Genomic DNA, 21,488 nt, shown 5'->3' on the forward strand with positions numbered 1-21,488 from the left:
TACACATCTTGGTGATATGAAAGCCTTAGAATCCAAACTTGCCGGAAAGCTACTGATCGCGATGCCGGATATGTCCGACCCGCGTTTTGCCAAGACGGTGATTTACCTATGCGCGCATTCCGACGACGGAGGCATGGGGTTGATCGTGAACAAACCCCAAAAAGAGATCAAGTTTGCCAAACTTCTCGAGCAAATGGACATCCCGGCCATACCGCATATGCGTGATGTCCAAGTGCACTATGGCGGCCCTGTGGATCAACAGCGCGGGTTTGTCTTGCATTCGCATGACTACACAGCGCAAACCGGCACGCTGCGCGTGGACCAGACATTCTGCATGACCGCCACAATCGAGGTGCTCGAGGATATCGCAAAGGGCAATGGCCCTGCGCGGTCGATCTTGGCCTTGGGCTATGCAGGTTGGGGGCCGGGTCAGTTGGAGTACGAGATTGGTCAGAACGGCTGGCTGACCTGCCCTGCCAGTGACCAGATCATTTTCGGAGATGATAACCAGAACAAATGGACGGCGGCACTGGGACTGCTGGGGATTGATCCGCTGTTGTTATCTGGCACGGCGGGTCATGCCTAAAGGACCACATCCTGACAGAGGATTTGAAACAGACTTTCTGTGAAGGGCTGACGCGCTAGGCGGGTGAGTCAAGCAATGCCTGCATGATCGCAAGCGCACTTTCGCTGGACCAATCGGCATCGCCTTGCATCCGCGCGATTTCCTGCCCCTCGGGGTCAAGAATGATCGTCACAGGCAGGCCCAAAATACCCAGGTTGCGCGCCAGCGCCTGTCTCGGATCAGTGTGAAGTGGCAGATTATCCACGCCGATCTCGGCGAAGAAGCGTTCCATCGCAGGGCGCGGGTTGCGCCCTGTCGCGATTGTCACGACCTGCATGGCATCACCGCCCAGTTGCGTTTGCAGCGCAGACAGATGCGGCATTTCCTTGCGGCAGGGCGCGCACCACGTCGCCCAGAAATTCAGGACCACATATTGCCCCTGAAAATCGGCAAGGGTCATTTCGGTCCCGTCCTGCCCAGTAAAGGCCACGTCAGAGCCGGCCATCGGCGCGCTATGGAACATCAGCTTGCGCATATCACCCGTGCGCAGTTCGGCCACCTCGGACATATCGGCGACAGCGGTGTTTGCAACACCGTAAAGGGCCGTATAAAGCAGGGCAAACAGTAACTTTCGCATGGGCGACTTCCTTTATGACCAAATCCGCAAACACAATGTGGGGCGGGCGTTTTGCCGCCGGACCAGACGCGATCATGGAGGCTATCAATGCCTCGATCGGGTTTGACCGCCGTCTTGCACCGCAGGACATCGCAGGTTCACGTGCCCATGCCGCCATGTTGGCCGCCTGTGGCATCATTACCGATAACGATGCAAAAGCCATCCGTGAAGGCCTGCTCACCGTATTGTCAGAGATTGAAACGGGAGAATTTCCGTTTTCGACCGCACTCGAAGATATCCATATGAATGTCGAGGCGCGCCTGCGCGATCTGATCGGCGAACCAGCGGGCCGTCTGCATACCGCGCGGTCCCGCAATGATCAGGTTGCGGTCGATTTCCGCCTTTGGGTCCGTGACCAGTGCGATCAGGCCGATGCGGCGCTGGCGGCCTTGCAAAAGGCTCTGCTCGGTCAGGCAGAGGCAGGGGCCGATTGGGTTATGCCCGGCTTTACCCATTTGCAGACGGCACAGCCCGTCACATGGGGCCATCATATGCTGGCCTATGTCGAAATGTTCGCGCGCGACCGCTCGCGTTTTGCGGATGCGCGGGCGCGGATGAATACATCGCCCTTGGGCGCTGCTGCCTTGGCGGGCACCTCCTTCCCGATTGACCGCCAGATGACCGCCACGGCGCTGGGCTTTGACCGCCCGATGGCCAATTCGCTGGATGCTGTGGCCGACCGCGATTTCGCCTTGGAGTTTCTGGCCAGCGCCAGCATCTGCGCAATGCACCTGAGCCGTCTGGCCGAAGAACTGGTGATCTGGTCCTCTGCCCAGTTCCGCTTTGTTAAGATGTCCGACAAATGGTCGACCGGATCGTCGATTATGCCGCAAAAACGCAACCCTGATGCGGCCGAGCTGATCCGTGCCAAAATTGGACGGATCTTTGGCGCGAACGTCGCCCTGATGACGGTGATGAAGGGCCTGCCACTGACCTATTCCAAGGACATGCAGGAAGACAAGGAACAGACCTTTGACGCTGCCGACAACCTGATGCTGGCCTTGGCGGCCATGTCGGGGATGGTCACGGATATGACCGCGCAGCGCGACAACCTCAAAGCCGCAGCCTCCAGCGGATTTTCGACCGCGACCGATCTTGCGGATTGGCTGGTGCGTGAACTTGGGCTACCGTTCAGGGATGCACATCACGTGACCGGGTCTTTGGTGGCGATGGCCGAGGGCAAAGGCTGTGATCTGCCGGACCTGACGCTTGCAGATATGCAAAGCATTCATGCAGAGATCCGGCCAGATGTCTTTGATGTGTTGGGGGTAGAAAATTCGGTCGCGTCGCGCACCAGTTTTGGCGGGACGGCACCGGAACAGGTCCGCGCACAGGTGGCGCATTGGAAAGAGGTCTTGAAATGAAGCGTATCGCCTTGATTTTGATGATTGCGGCTCTTGCTGGATGCGGTGCAGATGGTGCGCCGTGGACTCCCAGCGCCAATCTGGGGCTGAGTATCGGCACCGGCGGCGTGAGCACTGGCGCCAGTCTGGGCGCCTCGAATGGTACGGTCTCGGTTGGGGTTGGCATCTGATGCGGAATGTTTTTCTTGTGTTGGCGATTTGGGGTGCCATTCACCCGATGTATTACTTCATCAGTTGGTTTCAGGCCGAGGGGTGGAGCCTTTTGGCGATGGTCGATGCCTGGCATGTCAACGCCGCAACAAGCGGTTTGGTATGGGATCTGACGATTGCCGCAGTGACCCTGACCGTCTGGATCGTGTTCGAGGCATTCCGGACGAAAAACTGGCTGAGCCTGATCGCGATACCGGCCACATTCTGTATCGGGGTCAGTTGTGGCTTGCCACTGTATCTGTATCTGCGTGACCGCGTCGTTTATGCCCGCGACAAAAGACAAGTCCGCGTCTAACGCCTCAAATCAGGGTTGGTCTTTGCCCGCGATCTGATATGTCGGTGGCTGGCTTTGGACAAGGAACGCTGGCTTGGATCATTTTCTTTATCGTGACGGCGCGCTCTACGCCGAGGACGTTCCTGTGGCAGAGATTGCTGCGGCGGTAGGGACCCCGTTTTATGTCTATTCCACAGCGACACTGAAGCGCCATTTTTCACTGTTTGACGAGGCGCTGGGCTGGGCAGACCACCTTGTCTGCTTTGCGATGAAATCCCTGTCCAACCAAGCGGTGATCAAGCTCCTGGGCGATGCCGGTGCTGGCATGGATGTCGTGTCTGGAGGCGAATACATGCGCGCCAAGGCTGCTGGCGTGCCGGGTGATCGCATTGTGTTTTCAGGCGTGGGCAAGACCGCCGATGAAATGCGTCTTGCGATTGAAGGCGGGATTCGACAGTTCAACGTCGAAAGCGAACCCGAGATGATCATGCTGGACCGCGTGGCGCAATCGCTGGGTGCCGTCGTGCCGATTACCGTGCGGGTGAATCCGGATGTCGATGCCAAAACCCACGCGAAAATTGCGACCGGAAAATCCGAGAACAAGTTCGGCATTCCAATCAGCCGCGCTCGCGAGGTCTATGCGATGGCGGGCACGATGCCTGGCCTGAAGGTCATCGGGATTGATGTGCATATCGGGTCCCAATTGACCGAATTGGCGCCGTTCGAGGCGGCCTATCGCAAGGTGGCCGAACTCACCGAACAGTTGCGCGCCGATGGTCACGAGATCAAGCGCCTTGATCTGGGCGGCGGTTTGGGGATTCCCTATGCCCGTTCCAACGAAGCCCCGCCTTTGCCGACAGATTATGGTGCGCTCATTCAGCGCACCGTGGGGCATCTGGGCTGCGAGATCGAGATTGAACCGGGTCGGTTGATTTCGGGCAATGCGGGGTTGATGGTGTCCAAGGTGATCTATGTGAAATCAGGTGAAGACCGTGATTTCCTGATCCTTGACGGCGCCATGAACGATCTGATCCGTCCAGCCATGTACGACGCATGGCATGATATTATCCCTGTAAAAGAGCCTGCACCGGGTGCCGCGCCTGCAAAATACGATATTGTCGGGCCTGTTTGCGAAAGCGGCGATACTTTTGCGAAAGGGCGTGAAATGCCCGCGGTGCAAGCGGATGATCTGGTCGCTTTCCGCTCTGCTGGGGCCTATGGCGCGGTGATGGCGTCAGAGTACAATTCGCGCCCCTTGATCCCAGAGGTGTTGGTGGACAAAGATCAATTTGCAGTTATCCGCGCACGCCCTACCTATGAAGAAATGATTGCACGCGATACGCTGCCCATGTGGTTAGAATAGCGCAAGCTTCGCAGGACTGGCCCGTGGTGCAAAAAAATGGGAGACGCCCGCTGAAAGATCAGCACGACCAGATGCGCCACTTGCGCCTGCCTGTCGCAGCCACCCGTGCCGGGATGGTGGCCGAAGAGGTCGTGCGCGCCTTCTGGCCTTTCTGGACCGTCGTGTTCCTTGTGCTTGCCCCGTTGATGATGGGCTGGCAGGACACTCTGCCGCTCGAGGCGTTTTGGGCTGGCGCTGTCATTTCGGTCATATCCTGTCTTGCGACACTTGTTTGGGGTATTCGTCGGTTTCGGGTCCCGTCATCCGCAGAGGCGCTCGCGCGGGTCGACGCAGCCTTGCCCGGTCGCCCAATTGCTGCTGTCGCCGATACCCAAGCCATTGGAGGCGGTGATGCTGCGTCCGAGGCCGTGTGGCAGGCACACATCGCGCGGATGGCCGAGCAAACCAAAAAAGCGCGGCCTGTCGAGCCGGACCTGCGTATCTCTGATCGCGACCCCTATGGTTTGCGCTTTATTGCGCTCTTGTTTTTCGTTGCCGCCCTTATGTTCGGTTCTCTGTTCCGCGTGAGTTCGGTGGGTCAGATTGTTGCCGGAGGTGAGCAGACGCTTGTGACCGGTCCGGTTTGGGAGGGTTGGGTGGAGCCACCCGCCTATACAGGCAGGCCGTCACTTTATCTCAATGACGTGCCACCCGGTCCCCTGAGCGTCCCAGTGGGAAGCCAGATCACGTTGCGCCTTTATGGCGAAGTGGGCGCGCTGACTGTGGCAGAGACCGTTTCGGGGCGGGTCGATGACATTGGCTTGGCTTCAGACGCGCAGCAGCAGTTCACGATTGCGAAGTCGGGTACGCTGACAATCAGTGGCGGTACGTCCACGACATGGGAGGTGACCGCCATTGCCGATGACGCCCCGACCGTAGATTTGACCGGACCTATCGAATCCGATGCGATGGGAGAGATGTCACAACCCTTTGCGGCATCGGATGACTATGGAATCGAATCGGGGACCGCGACCATTGCGCTGGATTTGGCAGCGGTCGATCGCAGCCACGGTCTGGCGATTGACCCAGACCCCATTGATCCTTTGGTGCTGGACTTGCCGATGCCCTTCACGGGCGACCGGTCGGATTTCGATGATTTCCTCGTCGATAACCTCAGCGAGCATCCGCTTGCCAATTTGCCGGTGACGCTCCAGCTGACCGTGACGGACGCAGCAGGACAGACCGGTTCCACCCCTGCGGAACCGTTGATTTTGCCGGGCCGTCGTTTTTTCCAGCCTTTCGCCAAAGCTGTGATCGAACAACGCCGTGACTTGATGTGGTCAAAGGCCAATGCGCCACGCATCAATCAGATCCTGCGCGCTGTTTCTCATCGCCCCGAGGGACTGTTTTCCAATGAAACGACTTACCTGCGCCTGCGCACCATTATTCGTCGCATGGATAACTTTGCCGAAACCGGCATGACCGACGAAGCACAGGCCGAAATCGTCGAGGCGCTTTGGGATCTTGCGATCCAGTTGGAGGATGGCCGCCTTGCCGACGCCCGCGAGCGGTTGCGCCGCGCGCAGGAACGGCTGGCCGAGGCGATGCGCGATGGTGCGTCAGACGAAGAAATTGCGGAACTGATGCAGGAATTGCGCGAGGCAACGGACGATTACCTGCGCATGTTGGCTGAACAGGCTGAACCCTCCGATGGCACAGATCAGGCTGACAGCGGCCAGCAGGGCCAGCAGATGGGCATGGACGAGCTGCAAGCGCTGATGGATCGCATTGAAGAGCTGATGCAAGAAGGCCGGATGGCCGAGGCGCAAGAACTCATGGAACAGCTCAACCAGATGATGGAAAACCTGCGCGTGACCCAAGGCGAAGGCGGCGATGGACCGCAATCGCCGGGCCAGCAATCCATGCAAGATCTGGCTGACACGCTGCGCGAACAAGAAGAACTGTCCGATGACAGCTTTAGCGAGTTGCAGGACCAGTTTGGCCCGGGAGAGCAAGGCCAACAGCAACCCGGTCAGCAGGGCCAGCAGCCTGGCCAGCAGGGCCAGAACGGCGAACAGCCCGGGCAAGATGGTCAGCAAGGCCAAGGCCAAGGTACAGGCGAGGACGGCCAAACTGGTGATCAGCGCGGCGATGGCGCAGGTGGCGAAGGCGACCAGCGCAGCTTGGCACAGCGTCAGCAGGCCCTGCGCCAAGAGCTACAACGCCAGCGCGACGGATTGCCCGATCTTGGGGGCGAAGCAGGCGATATTGCACGCCGGTCACTGGACCGTGCCGAAGGTGCGATGGAAGGTGCTGAAGATGCGTTGCGTGACGGCGATCTGGCCGAAGCGATAGACCAGCAGGCAGAAGCTATGGATGCCCTGCGCAATGGTATGCGCGAATTGGGGCAGGCTCTGGCCGAAAACCAAAACATGCAGCCGGGCCAAGGGTCAGAACAAGGTGAAGCCGCCGGTCGCCCGATCCCCGGACAACGCGACCCTTTGGGCCGCGAGATGGGTAATACCGGCCAACTTGGCACGGATCAGCAATTGTTGGGTGGCGACGATGTCAACCGCCGCGCCGAAGAACTGCTCGATGAGATTCGCCGCCGCTCTGCCCAACAAAGCCGTCCAGAGATCGAACGCGATTACCTGCGCCGTTTGCTGGACCAATTCTAGAAGCAGAAACCTAAAGTATCGGGTTAGCCTGAAAACAGGCCGCTGACAAAGGTGTTCAAAGAAATCCGCAATTGATCGACTGTGGTCACGTAGTCTGCCATGAACGCGCGTGTTTGCGGCAGGTTCTCGGTGATCAGGTCAGCAAAGAAATACGGCGCGACCAGCACGACCAGCAGCAGAAGCACCAGAAAGAAACCACGGCGAAAACCACTGCGCTGGACGGCTTCGCTCTTTTCGGCCTCGGTCAGGCCCGACGTATCATTTGCTTCGGCACGCGCACGCAAAGCCGCGTTGATTTCAGTGATATCCGGTATTGATCTGGCTTGCGTATCAGCGACGGCAGCGGCTGCTGCTGACACACTTGCCTTGACGGCCCGGGTTCCGCCTTCGGCTTCGGTCATCTGTGCGATGCGTTTGCGGGTTTCATCAGCATCCACGACTTGCGCTGTTCTGTCCGCTTGTGTCATCGGCGGCCTTGCAGCCTGACTTCCGGGGATGTCGTTTTGGGAGTTGGCGCCCAAAGACGCTTCTTCACGCAAGATACTGGCGACTGCTTCGTCCAAGGCTTTGCGTGGCGGTTGGGCTGCGGGGGCGATCGGTTTGTCTTCGCTCTCGTTTGATCCCGCCTTGGTCACTTCTACTTTTGGCAAACTGCGCGACAACTCGCGTCCGGCCACGACCGGTTTGTCCGTCTGAAACCAAGTCTGTTGACAGTTTGAACATTGCACATCGCGACCGCCCGATGGGATCGCTTCATCTGCAACGTCATATTGAGCCTCGCAATTAGGGCAAATGAGCCTCATCATACCAATCCTTCTGCCCGGCCTTGTTACACTATTGTTTTTATAGCCGTCTCCAATCTAGCAATGACTACGGCAAACGCAAAGGATTTGCGTATGTAGACCTGTCCGGAGATTGAAACCTGTTGCAGTTTTGGGCAGAAGGGCGGTGTAGGGCAGGGGAAAAGCTTTGATTGAACTTGATAAAGTGTCTTATGGATACGGCGGAACGGCGCTTTTTTCCCAGTTATCTCTGACACTTGCGCCGGGGTCGTTCCATTTTTTGACGGGCCCGTCGGGCGCGGGGAAAACCACATTGCTGCGCTTGTGTTATGCTGACTTGCGGGCAACGGCAGGGAAAGTGCGTATTTTCGGGCAGGATGCGGCGTCGTTGGATCGTGATGCGGTGGCGATGTCTCGCCGACGCATCGGTGTGGTTCATCAGGATTGCCAATTCCTTGATCACCTCAGTATCGCCGAGAATATTGCCTTGCCATTGACGGTATCAGGCCGTGAACAAGAGGTTTCGGGAAACCTGCAGGAGCTGCTCAATTGGGTCGGTTTGGGCCCGCAAGCAAATCAGCTTCCGCCGCAGTTGTCCGGTGGTGAGCGGCAGCGAGCCGCCCTCGCCCGTGCCGTGATCGTTTCGCCAGAGATCATTATCGCGGACGAACCCACCGGCAACGTCGACTGGGAAATGTCCCAGCGGTTGCTGAGTTTGTTGGTTGAGCTGAACAAGATGGGCAAGACGATTCTGATCGCGACACATGACCTTGCCATGATCCGGTCAATGAAGGCGGATGTGAGTGCACGTGTCTTGCGGCTCAAGGACGGGCAATTGATGCAGGCGGGGTCAGAGCTTTGAGGGCATTTCTTGAATTGATTGTCGGCGATCAGCAAGCTGACCGTGCGGTGCCACCAACGGGCATGACCGCACGCCTGACTGTGTTCGTAGCTGCGGTAATGGCGTTTTTGGCGATCATCGCACTGGCGGTGTCGCTGACGACGACCCGCGTGGCCAATGTCTGGGCTGAAGAGTTGGCACAATCGGCAACACTGCGTTTGCCAGCTGATCCAGCCACGGCAGATGCGCTCTTGCTGTCTGCCTTGGATGTGCTGGATACAACGCCCGGCATTAGCCGTGTGCGCGCGCTTTCATCAGATGAACAAAAGGCCCTGCTCGAGCCTTGGTTCGGCCCTGACTTGCCTATTGAATCCTTGCCCGTCCCGCAATTGATCGAAATCGTTGCGGATGGTGACGGCTATGACATTGAAGGTCTGCGGGCGCGTCTTTCGGCACAGGTACCCGGCGCAATCCTTGATGATCACACCGCATGGCGGGCCCCCTTGGTCGAGGCTGCGAGCCGTGTGCGTGTGATCGGGTGGTTTGTCATTTTGCTGATTGGCGCGACTGTGGCCGCGATGATCACTTTGGCGGCACAAGCATCGCTTGCGGCGAATGTTCAGGTCATTCGGGTCTTGCGTCTGGTCGGTGCGAAAGACGTCTACATTGCCCGGGCCTTTGTCCGCCGTTACACATTGCGTGCAGGCGGCGGTGCAGTTGTCGGGGCAATTCTGGGCGTTCTGGCACTGCAATTCATGCCGCAGGGTGATGCCTCCGGGAGCCTTTTGATGGGCGTCGGTTTCGAAGGGGGCGACTGGCTCTGGCCGATCCTCATCCCGCTGCTCTCTGCTATCGTTGCATTCTTTGCGACACGGGCTGCTGCTTTTGCAAGGCTAAGGGAACAGACATGAGCAATGCGGTCCAATGGACAAGGTCGCTGATCTTCAATGCGCAGATGTATGTCGCGATGCTGGTTGTCGGCATCCTTTACACGCCCGCTGCCATCTGGTCACGCGAAGGCGCAATTGCCGCCTGTCACGCCTATTGCCGCTATATTCGCTGGAGCGCCGCCTGGATGATCGGCCTCAAATGCGAAATTCGCGGTACTCCCCCCACCGATGAGGTCATGGTGGCACCAAAACACCAATCCTTTCTTGATGTATTGATGATTTATGGCGCAATGCCGCGTGGCAAATTCATCTTCAAGGCGATCTTGAAATATGCGCCGATCATCGGACAATTCGGCCTGCGGATCGGGTGCATCCCTGTTGATCGTGGCAAGCGCGGGCAGGCCATCAAGAAGATGGTCGCGGATGTCAAAGCAGGTCGCGCGCTTCCGGGGCAGTTGATCATCTACCCCCAAGGGACCCGTATCGCTCCGGGCGTAAAGGCCCCTTACAAGATCGGGACCGGTGCGCTTTATCGCGAGCTGGAACAGCCGGTTGTGCCTGTCGCGACCAATGTCGGGGTTTTCTGGCCAAAGCGCGGGATCATGCGTCGGCAAGGTACGGCTGTGTTCGAATTCTTGCCGCGCATTGAGCCCGGACTTGATGTATCCGATTTCATGGCGCGTCTTGAGCATGATATCGAAACCGCCTCGGACCGTCTGAACAAAGAGGCCGGCTTTGATGGCTGATCACGTGATCAGGGAAATTGCTGCCCTCGAAGCGATCTACGATACGCCGGCGAAGGCTTCATTGATCAAGGTTGCCGACCATCTCACGCCGCTTTATGCCAAATGGATCAGGGCGTCGCGGTTGTGCATCGTTTCAACCGTAGGACCGGATGGCACAGATGGTAGTCCACGCGGGGACGATGGACCTGTCGTGCAACTGCTGGATCAAAACACCCTGTTGATGCCGGATTGGCGCGGGAATAATCGCATTGATACCTTGCGCAATATCGTCTTGGACGGGCGCATCAGCCTGATGTTCATCGTACCCGGTTCCAATAACGTCATCCGCGTGAATGGCACGGCGGTCGTGTCTGTTGCCCCGGAATTGCTGGAGCGTTTTGACCAGAAAGGACCCCCGCCGCGCAGCATTACAGTGATCTCTGTCGCTGAGGTTTACAGCCAGTGCGCACGGGCCTTGATGCGTGCCAGGACCTGGAGTTCTACCGATGAGAGCGCGGATCTACCAACGATTGGGCAGATCTTGGCCGAACAAGAGGCTGGGTTTGACGGGGCAGACTATGATGCCAGTTGGGCCGCCCGCGCGCAGCAGACCTTGTGGTAGTCTTGCAGTCCGAGACGCTTGTTGCGCCCCGGTCTGAAGGCATCAGTTGATCACCGATCACTTGATTGCTTCCGCACCGGACCCAAGAAGGCGCCACCAAACTTAGGCTGCGAGGCCTTTTGAGCCAAGATCAAGGTATTTGCTCCAACGATCCGCACGCAGTTTCTGTGGTGAAAGACCACGCAATTCGTTGAGCAAGAGGGTCAAGGCCTCACCGACGGACTTGATTGCCTCCTCGGGGCTGCGATGTGCCCCGCCGAGAGGCTCTGGAATGATGCGGTCGCAGACTCCCAGTTCTTGCAGGTCCTTGGATGTCAGGCGCAGAGCCTCGGCGGACTCGCGCATCTTTTCGGCGTCCTTCCAAAGGATCGATGCACAGCCTTCGGGGCTGATGACCGAGTAAATGGAGTGTTGCAGCATCGCGACACGGTTTGCCGTGGCAAAGGCCACAGCGCCGCCAGATCCACCTTCACCGATGACAACGCTGATCAGTGGTACGCCCAGTTGCAGGCATTTCTCGGTCGAGCGGGCAATCGCTTCGGACTGGCCGCGCTCTTCGGCGCCTTTGCCGGGGTAGGCGCCGGGCGTGTCGACCAAGGTAATCACCGGCAGACCAAAGCGATTGGCAAGCTCCATCAGGCGGATCGCTTTGCGATACCCTTCGGGGCGGGCCATGCCAAAATTCCGTTCAATCCGCGTTTTGGTGTCATTGCCTTTTTCATGACCGATCACCATGACCGGAATACCGTTCAGGCGGGCAAGCCCACCCATGACCGACAGATCATCGGCAAAGTTCCGATCTCCGGCAAGCGGCGTATATTCTGTAAAGAGCGCGTCAATATAGTCCTTGCAATGTGGACGTTCGGGATGACGGGCAACCTGACACTTTCGCCAAGGGGTAAGATCCGCGTAAAGGGATTTGAGAAGATCGGCCGCTTTCTTATCAAGGGCTGCCGCTTCTTTCTCGACGTCCATCTCGGGGTTCGCGCGCGCCATCGCGCGCAGTTCTTCCGCCTTGCCTTCGATTTCGGCCAGAGGTTTTTCAAAGTCGAGGTACTGGGTCATGGATAGCGCCTTGTCATGGAACACATAAACATATGGAGTATGCGCCACGCGAGTGCAATGTTTCGGGACAGTGGTGAATGATCATTCTAAGATTTGTTTGGGAATTGGTCCGAGGTTTTGCACTGGCCGCCCTGCGGTGGTGTTTATCAAGGATGAAGATCGATCGAAGATGTAGCATGGGACTTTCATTCATCTGCGGGGTGGATCAATGATATGCATCGCATTTCGTCTTGGTGCTCTCGTTTCGACCAGGATGCTGGCATTGTCGTGCGATGCAATGTGCGTGTGACACGGCGCTCAGACGGTTTTCTGGCAGGGTTCTGGGGGCTTGAATATGATGCCCCTCCTTTCGATCGACAAGCAGTCCCGCAAGTGATGCTTGATCTGATCCCAAAGCCGGATCAATTCCTAACCCACTTTGCCTCGGACTAACCGGCAATCATCTCGGACTGGCGCACAATCACCTCGGCTTGCTTGATCGACGCGATATCGACCAAGCGGCCCTTGTAGACCGTCGCCCCTTCTCCCCGCGCCTTGGCCTCTTCCATAGCGGCAAGGATTTCGCGGGCTTCGGCGACGGCTTCTGCTGAAGGAGTGAACACTTCATTGGCTAGGGCAATCTGCTTGGGGTGGATCGCCCATTTGCCGACCATGCCCAATGTCGCAGAACGACGTGCTTGGGCGCGATACCCCTCATCATCGCTGAAATCCCCGAAAGGCCCATCGACGGGCAGCACGCCGTGGGTCCGGCAGGCTGCGACAATCGCCGTTTGTGCCCAGTGCCAAGGGTCGGAATAGTGCCGCGTGTCGCCATGCAGCATATAGTAGTTTTCCTGCGTACCGCCGATCCCTGTCGTTTGCATCCCCATCGAAGCTGCAAAATCAGCCGCGCCCAAGCTCATTGCCGCCAGACGCGGTGAGCTTGCTGCGATCTCTTCGACATGGGCAATCCCTGCCGCAGATTCGATGATGACCTCAAAGCTGATCGGTTTGCTCCGGCCCTTGGCGCGCTCGATCGCGGTCACCAGCGCATCAACGGCATAGACGTCGGCCGCACAGCCCACTTTGGGGATCATGATCTGGTCAAGGCGGTCGCCCGCTTGTTCCAGCACATCAACGACATCCTTGTACCAATAGGGCGTATCAAGGCTATTGATCCGCACGCTCAGGTACTTTGTGTTCCAATCCACTTCATTGATGGCTTGAATGATGTTTCTGCGCGCAGTGTCCTTGTCAGAGGGTGACACACTGTCTTCGAGATCGAGGTTGATGACATCCGCCGCACTCGCAGCCATCTTTTCAAACAATTTGGTGTTTGATCCCGGGCCAAAGAGTTGACAGCGGTTGGGACGGGCAGGTGGTGTCGGTTGCAGGCGAAATGACATCGGAGATCCTTGGCGTAGTAAAATTGCGTTCTATTTGCGCTGTTCGTTATATTATTGCGCGAAGAGCCACAAGTTCAATTTGCACTTGCAGCAATTGGAAACGCTGCAGTGCAAAATTTTTCGCGAAAAATTTTGCTCCCATGAAGGAAATTCGCGAATTTCCTTCGCTCCTGCTTAAACGCCGGCGCTGACGATAGCCTTGGCAAGGATAGGGACGGTCTCTGCATTCAGGCCAGCAATATTCATCCGGCTATCACCCACCATATAGATCCCGTAATCGGCGCGCAGCTTTTCCACCTTGTCGGGGGTTGTCCCCAAAAGGCTGAACATACCGCGGTGATGGGCCAGAAAATCAAAGCGGTCACTATTGGTCAGGCGTTTCAACTCATCCGCCAACTGCTGCCGCAGCACCAACATCCCGTTGCGGGTTTCTTCCAACTCGGCTTCCCAATCCGCGCGCAATGCAGGGTCTTGCAGGATCGTCGTCACAACCCGTGCCCCGTGGTCCGGCGGAAAGGAGTAGTTCTGGCGGTTCAGGAAAGCGAGGTTCTGCTGCGTCACAGCCTGCTGGTCTGCATCTTTGGCGACGGCCATCAGGATACCTGTCCGCTCACGGTAAATGCCGAAATTTTTGGAACAGCTTGCTGCTATCAGGCAGTTTTCAAAACTGCTGGCGATCTGGCGCGTGGCCTTGGCATCCTCAGCCAGTCCATCACCAAACCCTTGGTAGGCGATATCAACAAACGGAATCGCCATTTTCTTCTGCATCAAGCTGATGACCTGAGCCATCTGTTCATAAGTCAGGTTTGCGCCGGTCGGGTTATGACAGCACCCATGCAGCAAGACCACATCGCCAGCGCCGACACCTTCGAGGTCGGCCATCATACCCGCGAAATTCACGCCGCGCGTGGCGCTATCAAAATAGCGGTACTCGGCCATCTTCATCCCAAGGTACTTGACGATCGAGGGGTGGTTCGGCCAAGTGGGGTTCGATAGCCAGACCGTTGCTCGGGGGGCTGCAAGCTTGATCAGTTCAAGCGCCTGCCGGATCGCACCTGTCCCGCCGGGCGTCGCCACAGCAGCGACCCGTTCGTTCAGCACGCTATCGCCCAATACAAGGTCTTTCATCACGGCACTGAACGCCGGATCACCTGCCAGTCCCGTGTAGGCCTTGGTTGTTTGATCCGCTACGATCCGCCGTTCTGCTTCTTTGACCGCGCGCATGACGGGGGTGTTGCCTGTTGCGTCCTTGTAGACGCCGACACCCAGATCCACCTTGTTGCTGCGCGGGTCCGCTTTGAAGCTGGCGATCAGCGCAAGGATTTTGTCGGCAGGTTGGGCAGAAAGGTTTTCCAGCATTTATGCGGCTCCGGTGGCAATGGGAAGATCGGCGTACATGCCCCATTCGGACCATGAGCCGTCGTAAAGCGAATGATCGGTGATCCCGATCCGTTCAAGGGCAAGCGAAAGGATCGCGGCGGTCACACCAGACCCGCAGGTCGTGATAATCGGCTTATGCAGATCGACGCCAGCGTCACTGAAAACAGCGCGCAGCGCCTTGGGTGTTTTCATCGTGCCGTCGGCGTTCAGAAGATCCTGATAAAAGACATTTCGCGAACCCGGAATATGTCCAGATCGCATGCCCGGGCGCGGTTCGGGCGCTTCGCCTTTGAAGCGGGCGGGCGCACGGGCATCGACGATACTGTGATCGCCCAGCTTTGCCGCGCGTGCAACTTCGGTGACGTCGCGCACACGGTGGGCCTCCATACGCACGGTCATATGCCGGTCGCGGATTGTGGGTGCGGCTGTCGTTGTCTTGTGCCCATCTGCCCGCCATTTCGGTAGGCCGCCATCCAGCACAGCCACTTTGGTTTGCCCCATCAAGCGGAACAACCACCAAACCCTTGCGGCAGAAAACAGGCCCATCCCGTCATAGATCACAACCTGATGCCCGTCGCCTACGCCCATGCCCCGCATGCGCGACATGAACTTTTCCACCGGCGGGGCCATATGTGGCAGCTCTGAGCGTGCGTCACTGATATCGTCAATGTCAAAGAACCGCGCACCGGGTATATGGCCCGCGTCATATTCCGCGCGCGCATCACGGCCCATATCGGGCAGGTACCAAGACGCATCAAAAATGCGCAGGTCGGGGTCTTTGAGGTGCGCCACCAGCCAATCCGTGCTGACAAGCGTTCTTGGGTCGTCGGCTGCGGTTGCGGTCATCGCGCTCCCCTTTGTAACAGTCGCGACAGGGGTAGCTTGCAGCGCTAGACAAAACAAGTCAAAGCGCTGCTTTTCAGACTGCTTGCGGGCAGGTTTCTTGATTGCCCTCTCCGCTTGCAAGAGGGTCAGTAAATGCTCTGTGGCTTATTTCGCCATCATGTTCTTGACAACACCGACAAGAGCCAAGGCAAGGCCACCACCAACACCACCGCCGGCAACCTGTGTCACGATGCTGGCGATATCAAGCCCACCGGCTGCAGCGCCACCGCCAACAAGCGCGCTCAGAACTTGGCCGCCGATTCCGCCGCCCACAATCCCTGCGATCGAGTTGCCCAGCGTTCCAAGCGAAAGGTTTTTCATGACGCCGCCTGCGACATTGCCGCCAACTGCGCCAGAGACGAGTTGAATGATCAATTGTTCCAAAATAATTCCCTCCTGGGAGGACCCGAATCTGGTCTTGCGTGCGCCGGGTCCATAGCCGCACAACGAGAGCCGCAAACAGTGTGACATCGCTCACAACTGCGCGTTCTGTCCGCTTCTAGGGACAAGACCCTGTGACGTTAGGGGGAAATGACGCTCTTCAATCCCCGTGCCGCAAAAGCCGCTGCTTTTGGCGGCCCCAGTCGCGCTGCGCCTCGGTTGCGCGTTTGTCATGATTCTTTTTGCCTTTGGCCGTCGCGATCTTCAGCTTCACCAGACCACGATCGTTGAAATACATGACGAGCGGCACAAGGGTCATGCCCTCGCGCTTGGTGGCGTTCCAAAGCCGCGACAGTTCTTTGCGGCTGACCAGCAGCTTGCGCTTGCGGCGTTCTTCGTGGCTGAACATGGCGCGATCATAAGGTGCGATATAGGCATTCGTCAGCCATAGTTCGCCATCATCGACCGAAGCATAGCTGTCAGCGATATTCGATTGGCCGATGCGCAACGACTTGACCTCGGACCCTGTCAGGATGATCCCGACCTCGATATCGTCCTCGATGGCAAAATCATACCGCGCCCGCCGGTTCTCGGCGATGACTTTGTAGTTTTTGTTTTCGGGTTTCTTGGCCATAGTTGGGCCCAGATATGCGATGGGACGCTGTGGCACAAGATGTGCACGTAGTTTGTCCGGTCCGGAGTGAAGTGATGTTTGTTCAGATTGCCCTTGGAACAGCTCTGATGCTGTTTTCGATCCTGATCGCGGGGGTAAGCTATTGGCTGATGGAAACGCTGCTCATGCGTCTGCGCCCTTGGCTGACCCGCGCGCCGCATCGGCCAAAACTGATCTTGGTGCTTTGTGTCGCCGCCATCTGGATCATGGCGCAGATGACTGCAGGTGTTTGGGCTTGGGCACTGACGATGATGGCCTTGGGTGTTTTTGATACGCTGGAGGTTGCGGTCTACTTTGCGCTGGTTGCTTTTACGACGCTGGGGTTTGGCGATGTACTTTTGCCAACCGAATGGCGTTTGCTGGGCGGTATGGCGGCGGCCAATGGTCTGTTGAACATCGGTCTGGTGACAGCACTTTTGGTCGAGGCATTGCGGCAGGTCCGCCTGCAACAATTGGCGATGACCAAGGCGGAATCGTGACTGTTCCAGTCCTGCCCAACGGCACGGCCCGCCATCTGTTTTTGGCAAAGCATGGGTTGGCGGGGCGACCCTCTGGTGCCGGAAAAGGCGCTGATCTGAAAGCTGTCATCGACGGTCTTGGCTTTGTGCAACTCGATAGTGTGAACACTTTTGCCCGCGCCCATGACCTGATCCTCTGGTCGCGGCGCCAACAGTACCGCCCGCAGGCCTTGCAGCATTTGTTGCACCGCGACAGGCAGGTGTTCGAGCACTGGACCCATGATGCCGCCGTGATCCCGATGGAAAGCTTTGCCCATTGGCGGCTGCGCTTCGCGCGGGACGAAGCGCGTTTGGCGTCGCGCTGGCGCAACGACCGCCGCGATGATTTTCACGCCAAGATCGATGAGGTGCTGCGCCGGATTTCCGACGGCGGGGCCTGTACCTCGGGCGATGTCGGCAGCGATGAAAGCCGTGGATCGGGCGGCTGGTGGGATTGGCATCCGTCAAAGACTGCTTTGGAATATCTGTGGCGGTCAGGCCAATTGTCTGTCGTGCGCCGCGAGGGGTTTACCAAGGTATATGACCTGACCGAACGGGTGATCCCCGCAGAGCATCTGAACCGGCGGCATCACCCCGAAGAGACAATTGACTGGTGTTGCGCGAGCGCACTGGATCGCTTGGGCTTTGCCACCAGCGGTGAGTTGGCCGCGTTCTGGGATCATGTCACTCCAGCGGAGGCAAAGGCATGGTGCACCGTGGCCTTGGCAGAGGGCCGCGTCATTGAAGTCGACGTGGAAGGCGTCGATGGCAAGCGGCGCCGCTCTTTCGCCTGGCCCGATGTAATGGACGGGGCCACCGCGCCGCCAGCGCCGCGCCTCCGCATCCTGTCGCCCTTTGATCCGGCTTTGCGCGATCGCAAACGGGCAGAGCGGCTTTTCGGCTTTCATTACCGGATCGAGATTTTCGTGCCCGCACCGCAGCGCACCTATGGCTATTACGTGTTTCCGGTGATGGAGGGCGACAGGATCATAGGCCGGATCGACATGAAACGCCAAGCGGACATTCTGGCAGTGCGCGCATTCTGGCCAGAGCTGGGCGTGAAGCTGGGTGCCGGACGGCTGCGCGCGCTGCAACAAGAGTTGGAACGCGCGGCCAGCTTTGGCGGATGTCGTGCTTTGGACTATGCTGAAGGGTGGATCAGATAAGGTGGGTTAAAACCCACCTTACTTTAATTCAAAAGTCCCGCATGGATCATCGCGGCGCGCATCTTGTCTTTTGTCGCATCTGTCAATCCGACAAGCGGCAAGCGCACCTCTTCACTGCACATGCCCAACAGCGACATGCCGTATTTTGCACCGACCAGGCCAGGTTCGGTAAAAATCGCCTCGTGCAGAGGCATCAGCCGGTCAAGCTGGGTCAAGGCAGATGCATAATCGCCCGCAAGCGTGCTTTCCTGAAATGCCGCACAAAGGGCAGGGGCCACGTTTGCCGTAACAGAGATGCACCCGATGCCGCCATGGGCGTTGAACCCCAGCGCTGTTGCGTCCTCTCCCGACAACTGCACGAAATCCGTCCCGCAGGTCATGCGCTGCTTGGGCACGCGCGACAGATCCCCAGTGGCGTCTTTCACGCCGATAATCATCTCGTGTTTGGCCAGTTCACCCATCGTTGCGGGGGTCATATCAACCACGGACCGGCCGGGGATGTTGTAGATCACGATAGGCAGGCCGCAGTCAGCGGCGGCCATGAAATGTGCAATCAGCCCCGCTTGGGTCGGCTTGTTGTAATAGGGGGTCACAACGAGGGCGGCATCGGCACCGGCTTGCTTGGCTGCCTGCACCAGACGCACCGTTTCGATCGTATTGTTAGAGCCGGCACCGGCGATCACGGGAATGCGCCCTGCTGCCTCGGCCACGACTATTTCGACCACCATATCGTGCTCGGCATGGGTCAGCGTCGGGCTCTCGCCGGTTGTGCCGACCGGCACCAGCCCATGCGAGCCTTGCGCGACATGCCAGTTCACAAGTTTTTTGAGCGTCGCCACATCGACTTGGCCGTTCGTAAACGGCGTGACGAGGGCGGGGAGTGATCCCTTGAACATGGCACGCTTCCTTGTGGTTGATGGCGACGAGTCGCCGGGGTAAAATCGCGCGGACACTAGACGCCTTTGCGCCGATTGCCAAGTTTGTGAGTTGTTATTGTCCTTGTGCGGGTTAACTTTCCTTTCAGACGGTCCAAACGGTGAATTTCATGCGATTTCCAACCATTATCATGGCGCTTTTGACCGCCGGTGCGCCAGCATTTGCGCAATCCGTTGATCCCAAGAGCATCGCGGCCCTTGAGGCCGCTGAAACCGGCTGGGACACTGCCTATCAGTTGGCCCTCGAAGCTGACCCGGTGACCGCAGATGTGCTGACTTGGATGCGCCTGCGCGACGGCAGCGGGACATTCGCAGAATATCAGGACTTTCTGGTCCGCCGCGCCGATTGGCCCGGTTTGGATCGTTTGCGAACCCAATCCGAGTTGGCGATCGCCACAGGTCAAGAACCCCAAGAGGTCATCGCATGGTTTGTCCAAGAGCCCCCGCAAACCGCCGACGGTGCTATGGCGCTGGCACGCGCGCATCTCGCGCTTGGTCAGACCGAGCAGGCCCGCGACGTGTTGGGCGCGGCATGGGTGAATTTGCGCCTGAGCGACGCAGGCCAAAAGGCGATGTATGATACCTTTGGCCCGCAGCTGTCAGCCTATCATGCGGCCCGCACCGATGCCTTGCTGTGGCGGGGTCGTGCGGAAGATGCCGCGCGGATGCTCCCGCTTTTGGCGCCGGAACAGCGTGCTTTGGCTGCTGCCCGCATCGGGTATATGACCGGCACCGGCAACATGAACCCGCTGGCCAATGCCGTCCCAAGCGCGCTGCGGCAGGACGCGGGGCTGGCCTATGATCGCTTTGCCTGGCTTGCCGCGCGCGGGGACTGGACGGAGGCGGTCAAGATCGTCTCGGACCACTCGACCGGTGCCAATGCTCTGGGTGAGCCGTCGCGCTGGTCAAGTTGGCGCAGGATACTGGCCCGTTGGGAAATGCGTGAGGGGCGCGCCGATCAGGCCTATGCTTTGGCCTCTCGTCATTTCATGACCGAGGGCGAATCCTATGCCGATCTGGAGTGGTTGGCGGGGTATCTGTCCCTGACCTATCTGGGCAATCCCACGCAAGCGCTGGTGCATTTTCAGAACGGGCTGGCGGCGTCAAGCAGTCCGATCTCTGTCAGCAGGATGCAGTATTGGATTGGCCGTGCCTATGAGGTGAAGGATGATGCGGCTGCCGCAGCCTTGGCCTATGGGGCGGCGGCGGTCCATCAAACGGCATTTTACGGTTTGCTGGCATCCGAAAAGGTGGGCCGCCCATTGGACCCGTCCTTGGTGGCGTTAGAGCCTGACTGGCGCGGCGCGTCCGTGTTTGAGCGCGATGTGACAAAGGCTGCATTGATGCTTCTGGCAGGCGGTGAGCGTGGTCATGCCGTGACATTCTTTGCAGGGCTGGGCCAAACGCTGGATGCAGAAGAACTCGCCCAGGTCGGGGCCTATCTGAACGCGATTGATGAGCAATACTACACGGTGTTGTTGGGCAAGACAGCGGTGGCAAACGGTGTCTTGGTCCCATCCATCTATTTTCCTTTGCACGATCTGGCCGCAATGGATTTGCCGGTTGCGCCTGCGCTCGCCCTGTCCATTGCCCGCCGTGAAAGCGAGTTCAATATCGGGATCGGTAGCCCGGCAGGTGCGCTGGGCTTGATGCAATTGATGCCTGCGACCGCAGAGGAAGTCGCGGGCTGGCTGGATCTGCCATATGCGCGCGCAAGGCTTACGTCGGACTGGCAGTATAATGCTACTCTGGGATCTGAATACCTTGCCTTTCTGCAAGAGGACTTTGGCCCGACGCCTGTGTTGATTGCCGCAGGCTATAATGCGGGGCCCAGTCGCCCGAAAAGCTGGATCGCAGAGCGCGGTGACCCCCGCCTGCGCGAGATGGATGTCATCGACTGGATCGAACACATCCCGTTTCGCGAAACCCGCAACTACGTGATGCGCGTGACCGAGAGTATCCCGATTTATGAGGCCCGCCTGACAGGACGCACGGGGGTTGTGCGCTTTACCGATCTGCTTGTCGGGTCCAAGCCCTTGGTGCGGCCCAGAACGCGCCCCTTGCCGGTGGAGAGCGGCCCTGTGCCAGATATCCGCCCTGTCGCCCGCCCTGAACGCGGCTGACTTTCATGCCTCCGGCGGGGATATTTAGG

Annotated in this window: 22 protein-coding genes; 13 read left to right on the top strand and 9 right to left on the bottom strand. The window is 58.4% G+C overall.

From position 1 onward, the window contains the following. Positions 1-16 precede the first annotated feature (16 nt). A complete protein-coding gene (locus NWQ23_RS03695) occupies positions 17-586 on the top strand; it encodes a YqgE/AlgH family protein (RefSeq protein ID WP_306164892.1) in 570 nt (189 codons plus the stop codon). Positions 587-641: 55 nt separating this feature from the next. On the opposite strand, the gene NWQ23_RS03700 is transcribed toward NWQ23_RS03695, so the two are convergent. Beyond that, positions 642-1,202, bottom strand: a complete 561-nt coding sequence (locus tag NWQ23_RS03700; RefSeq protein WP_306164893.1) for a TlpA disulfide reductase family protein — start codon at positions 1,200-1,202, stop codon at positions 642-644. Between the two features lie 14 nt (positions 1,203-1,216). Here NWQ23_RS03700 and argH point away from each other — a divergent pair, with 14 nt between their 5' ends. The 5 genes from argH to NWQ23_RS03725 all read left to right on the top strand — a co-directional run bounded on the left by argH (position 1,217) and on the right by NWQ23_RS03725 (position 7,109). After that, the gene (argH, locus tag NWQ23_RS03705; protein WP_306164894.1) at positions 1,217-2,605 is read left to right on the top strand and encodes an argininosuccinate lyase; all 1,389 of its coding nucleotides are present in this window, start codon (positions 1,217-1,219) and stop codon (positions 2,603-2,605) included. Then, the gene (locus tag NWQ23_RS03710) at positions 2,602-2,775 is read left to right on the top strand and encodes a hypothetical protein (RefSeq protein WP_306164895.1); all 174 of its coding nucleotides are present in this window, start codon (positions 2,602-2,604) and stop codon (positions 2,773-2,775) included. The genes argH and NWQ23_RS03710 overlap by 4 nt, the downstream gene beginning before the upstream one ends. Next, the gene (locus tag NWQ23_RS03715) at positions 2,775-3,110 is read left to right on the top strand and encodes a DUF2834 domain-containing protein (RefSeq protein WP_306164896.1); all 336 of its coding nucleotides are present in this window, start codon (positions 2,775-2,777) and stop codon (positions 3,108-3,110) included. The genes NWQ23_RS03710 and NWQ23_RS03715 overlap by 1 nt, the downstream gene beginning before the upstream one ends. A gap of 73 nt (positions 3,111-3,183) precedes the next feature. After that, a complete protein-coding gene (lysA, locus tag NWQ23_RS03720) occupies positions 3,184-4,452 on the top strand; it encodes a diaminopimelate decarboxylase (RefSeq protein ID WP_306164897.1) in 1,269 nt (422 codons plus the stop codon). A gap of 71 nt (positions 4,453-4,523) precedes the next feature. Beyond that, a complete protein-coding gene (locus NWQ23_RS03725; RefSeq protein WP_306164898.1) occupies positions 4,524-7,109 on the top strand; it encodes a TIGR02302 family protein in 2,586 nt (861 codons plus the stop codon). A 23-nt stretch (positions 7,110-7,132) separates the two neighbouring features. Here NWQ23_RS03725 and NWQ23_RS03730 read toward each other — a convergent pair whose 3' ends face one another. Further along, positions 7,133-7,915, bottom strand: coding sequence for a zinc-ribbon domain-containing protein (locus NWQ23_RS03730; RefSeq protein ID WP_372340106.1), 783 nt, complete (start codon positions 7,913-7,915; stop codon positions 7,133-7,135). Positions 7,916-8,078: 163 nt separating this feature from the next. On the opposite strand from NWQ23_RS03730, the gene NWQ23_RS03735 reads away from it, so the two are divergent. The 4 genes from NWQ23_RS03735 to NWQ23_RS03750 are packed head-to-tail and all read left to right on the top strand — an operon-like array spanning position 8,079 to position 10,969. Continuing rightward, complete coding sequence (locus NWQ23_RS03735; protein WP_306164900.1) at positions 8,079-8,753, top strand: cell division ATP-binding protein FtsE; 675 nt, start codon at positions 8,079-8,081, stop codon at positions 8,751-8,753. Then, the gene (locus NWQ23_RS03740; protein ID WP_306164901.1) at positions 8,750-9,643 is read left to right on the top strand and encodes an ABC transporter permease; all 894 of its coding nucleotides are present in this window, start codon (positions 8,750-8,752) and stop codon (positions 9,641-9,643) included. The genes NWQ23_RS03735 and NWQ23_RS03740 overlap by 4 nt, the downstream gene beginning before the upstream one ends. After that, positions 9,640-10,368, top strand: a complete 729-nt coding sequence (locus NWQ23_RS03745; RefSeq protein ID WP_306164902.1) for a 1-acyl-sn-glycerol-3-phosphate acyltransferase — start codon at positions 9,640-9,642, stop codon at positions 10,366-10,368. Before NWQ23_RS03740 ends, NWQ23_RS03745 begins: the two co-directional genes overlap by 4 nt. Next, positions 10,361-10,969, top strand: a complete 609-nt coding sequence (locus NWQ23_RS03750; RefSeq protein ID WP_306164903.1) for a pyridoxamine 5'-phosphate oxidase family protein — start codon at positions 10,361-10,363, stop codon at positions 10,967-10,969. The genes NWQ23_RS03745 and NWQ23_RS03750 overlap by 8 nt, the downstream gene beginning before the upstream one ends. A 102-nt stretch (positions 10,970-11,071) precedes the next feature. On the opposite strand, the gene NWQ23_RS03755 is transcribed toward NWQ23_RS03750, so the two are convergent. The 6 genes from NWQ23_RS03755 to smpB form a co-directional block, all read right to left on the bottom strand. Then, positions 11,072-12,034 (bottom strand): acetyl-CoA carboxylase carboxyltransferase subunit alpha, encoded by a 963-nt coding sequence (locus NWQ23_RS03755; RefSeq protein ID WP_306164904.1) that lies wholly within the window; start codon positions 12,032-12,034, stop codon positions 11,072-11,074. A gap of 428 nt (positions 12,035-12,462) precedes the next feature. After that, positions 12,463-13,419, bottom strand: coding sequence for an L-malyl-CoA/beta-methylmalyl-CoA lyase (locus NWQ23_RS03760; RefSeq protein WP_306164905.1), 957 nt, complete (start codon positions 13,417-13,419; stop codon positions 12,463-12,465). Between the two features lie 174 nt (positions 13,420-13,593). Beyond that, positions 13,594-14,778 carry an amino acid aminotransferase gene (locus NWQ23_RS03765; protein ID WP_306164906.1) on the bottom strand — a complete coding sequence of 395 codons (1,185 nt, stop codon included), beginning with the start codon at positions 14,776-14,778 and terminating at the stop codon, positions 13,594-13,596. Then, positions 14,779-15,645 (bottom strand): 3-mercaptopyruvate sulfurtransferase, encoded by an 867-nt coding sequence (sseA, locus tag NWQ23_RS03770; protein ID WP_306164907.1) that lies wholly within the window; start codon positions 15,643-15,645, stop codon positions 14,779-14,781. 144 nt (positions 15,646-15,789) lie between these two features. After that, positions 15,790-16,068: a hypothetical protein gene (locus NWQ23_RS03775; RefSeq protein ID WP_306164908.1), complete on the bottom strand. Its 279-nt coding sequence runs from the start codon at positions 16,066-16,068 to the stop codon at positions 15,790-15,792. Positions 16,069-16,225: 157 nt separating this feature from the next. After that, a complete protein-coding gene (smpB, locus tag NWQ23_RS03780; protein ID WP_306164909.1) occupies positions 16,226-16,699 on the bottom strand; it encodes an SsrA-binding protein SmpB in 474 nt (157 codons plus the stop codon). 74 nt (positions 16,700-16,773) lie between these two features. Between smpB and NWQ23_RS03785 the strand changes: the two genes are divergently transcribed. Beyond that, entirely contained in the window at positions 16,774-17,217 is a 444-nt protein-coding gene (locus tag NWQ23_RS03785) for an ion channel (protein ID WP_306164910.1), read from the top strand. After that, positions 17,214-18,401, top strand: coding sequence for a winged helix-turn-helix domain-containing protein (locus NWQ23_RS03790; protein ID WP_306164911.1), 1,188 nt, complete (start codon positions 17,214-17,216; stop codon positions 18,399-18,401). The genes NWQ23_RS03785 and NWQ23_RS03790 overlap by 4 nt, the downstream gene beginning before the upstream one ends. 23 nt (positions 18,402-18,424) lie before the next feature. On the opposite strand, the gene dapA is transcribed toward NWQ23_RS03790, so the two are convergent. Next, positions 18,425-19,297: a 4-hydroxy-tetrahydrodipicolinate synthase gene (gene dapA, locus NWQ23_RS03795; RefSeq protein WP_306164912.1), complete on the bottom strand. Its 873-nt coding sequence runs from the start codon at positions 19,295-19,297 to the stop codon at positions 18,425-18,427. A 149-nt stretch (positions 19,298-19,446) separates the two neighbouring features. Between dapA and NWQ23_RS03800 the strand changes: the two genes are divergently transcribed. Then, positions 19,447-21,459, top strand: a complete 2,013-nt coding sequence (locus tag NWQ23_RS03800) for a lytic transglycosylase domain-containing protein (RefSeq protein ID WP_306164913.1) — start codon at positions 19,447-19,449, stop codon at positions 21,457-21,459. Positions 21,460-21,488: the final 29 nt, after the last annotated feature.

The organism is Yoonia sp., assembly GCF_030731595.1.
In the GTDB taxonomy this organism is placed as follows: domain Bacteria; phylum Pseudomonadota; class Alphaproteobacteria; order Rhodobacterales; family Rhodobacteraceae; genus Yoonia.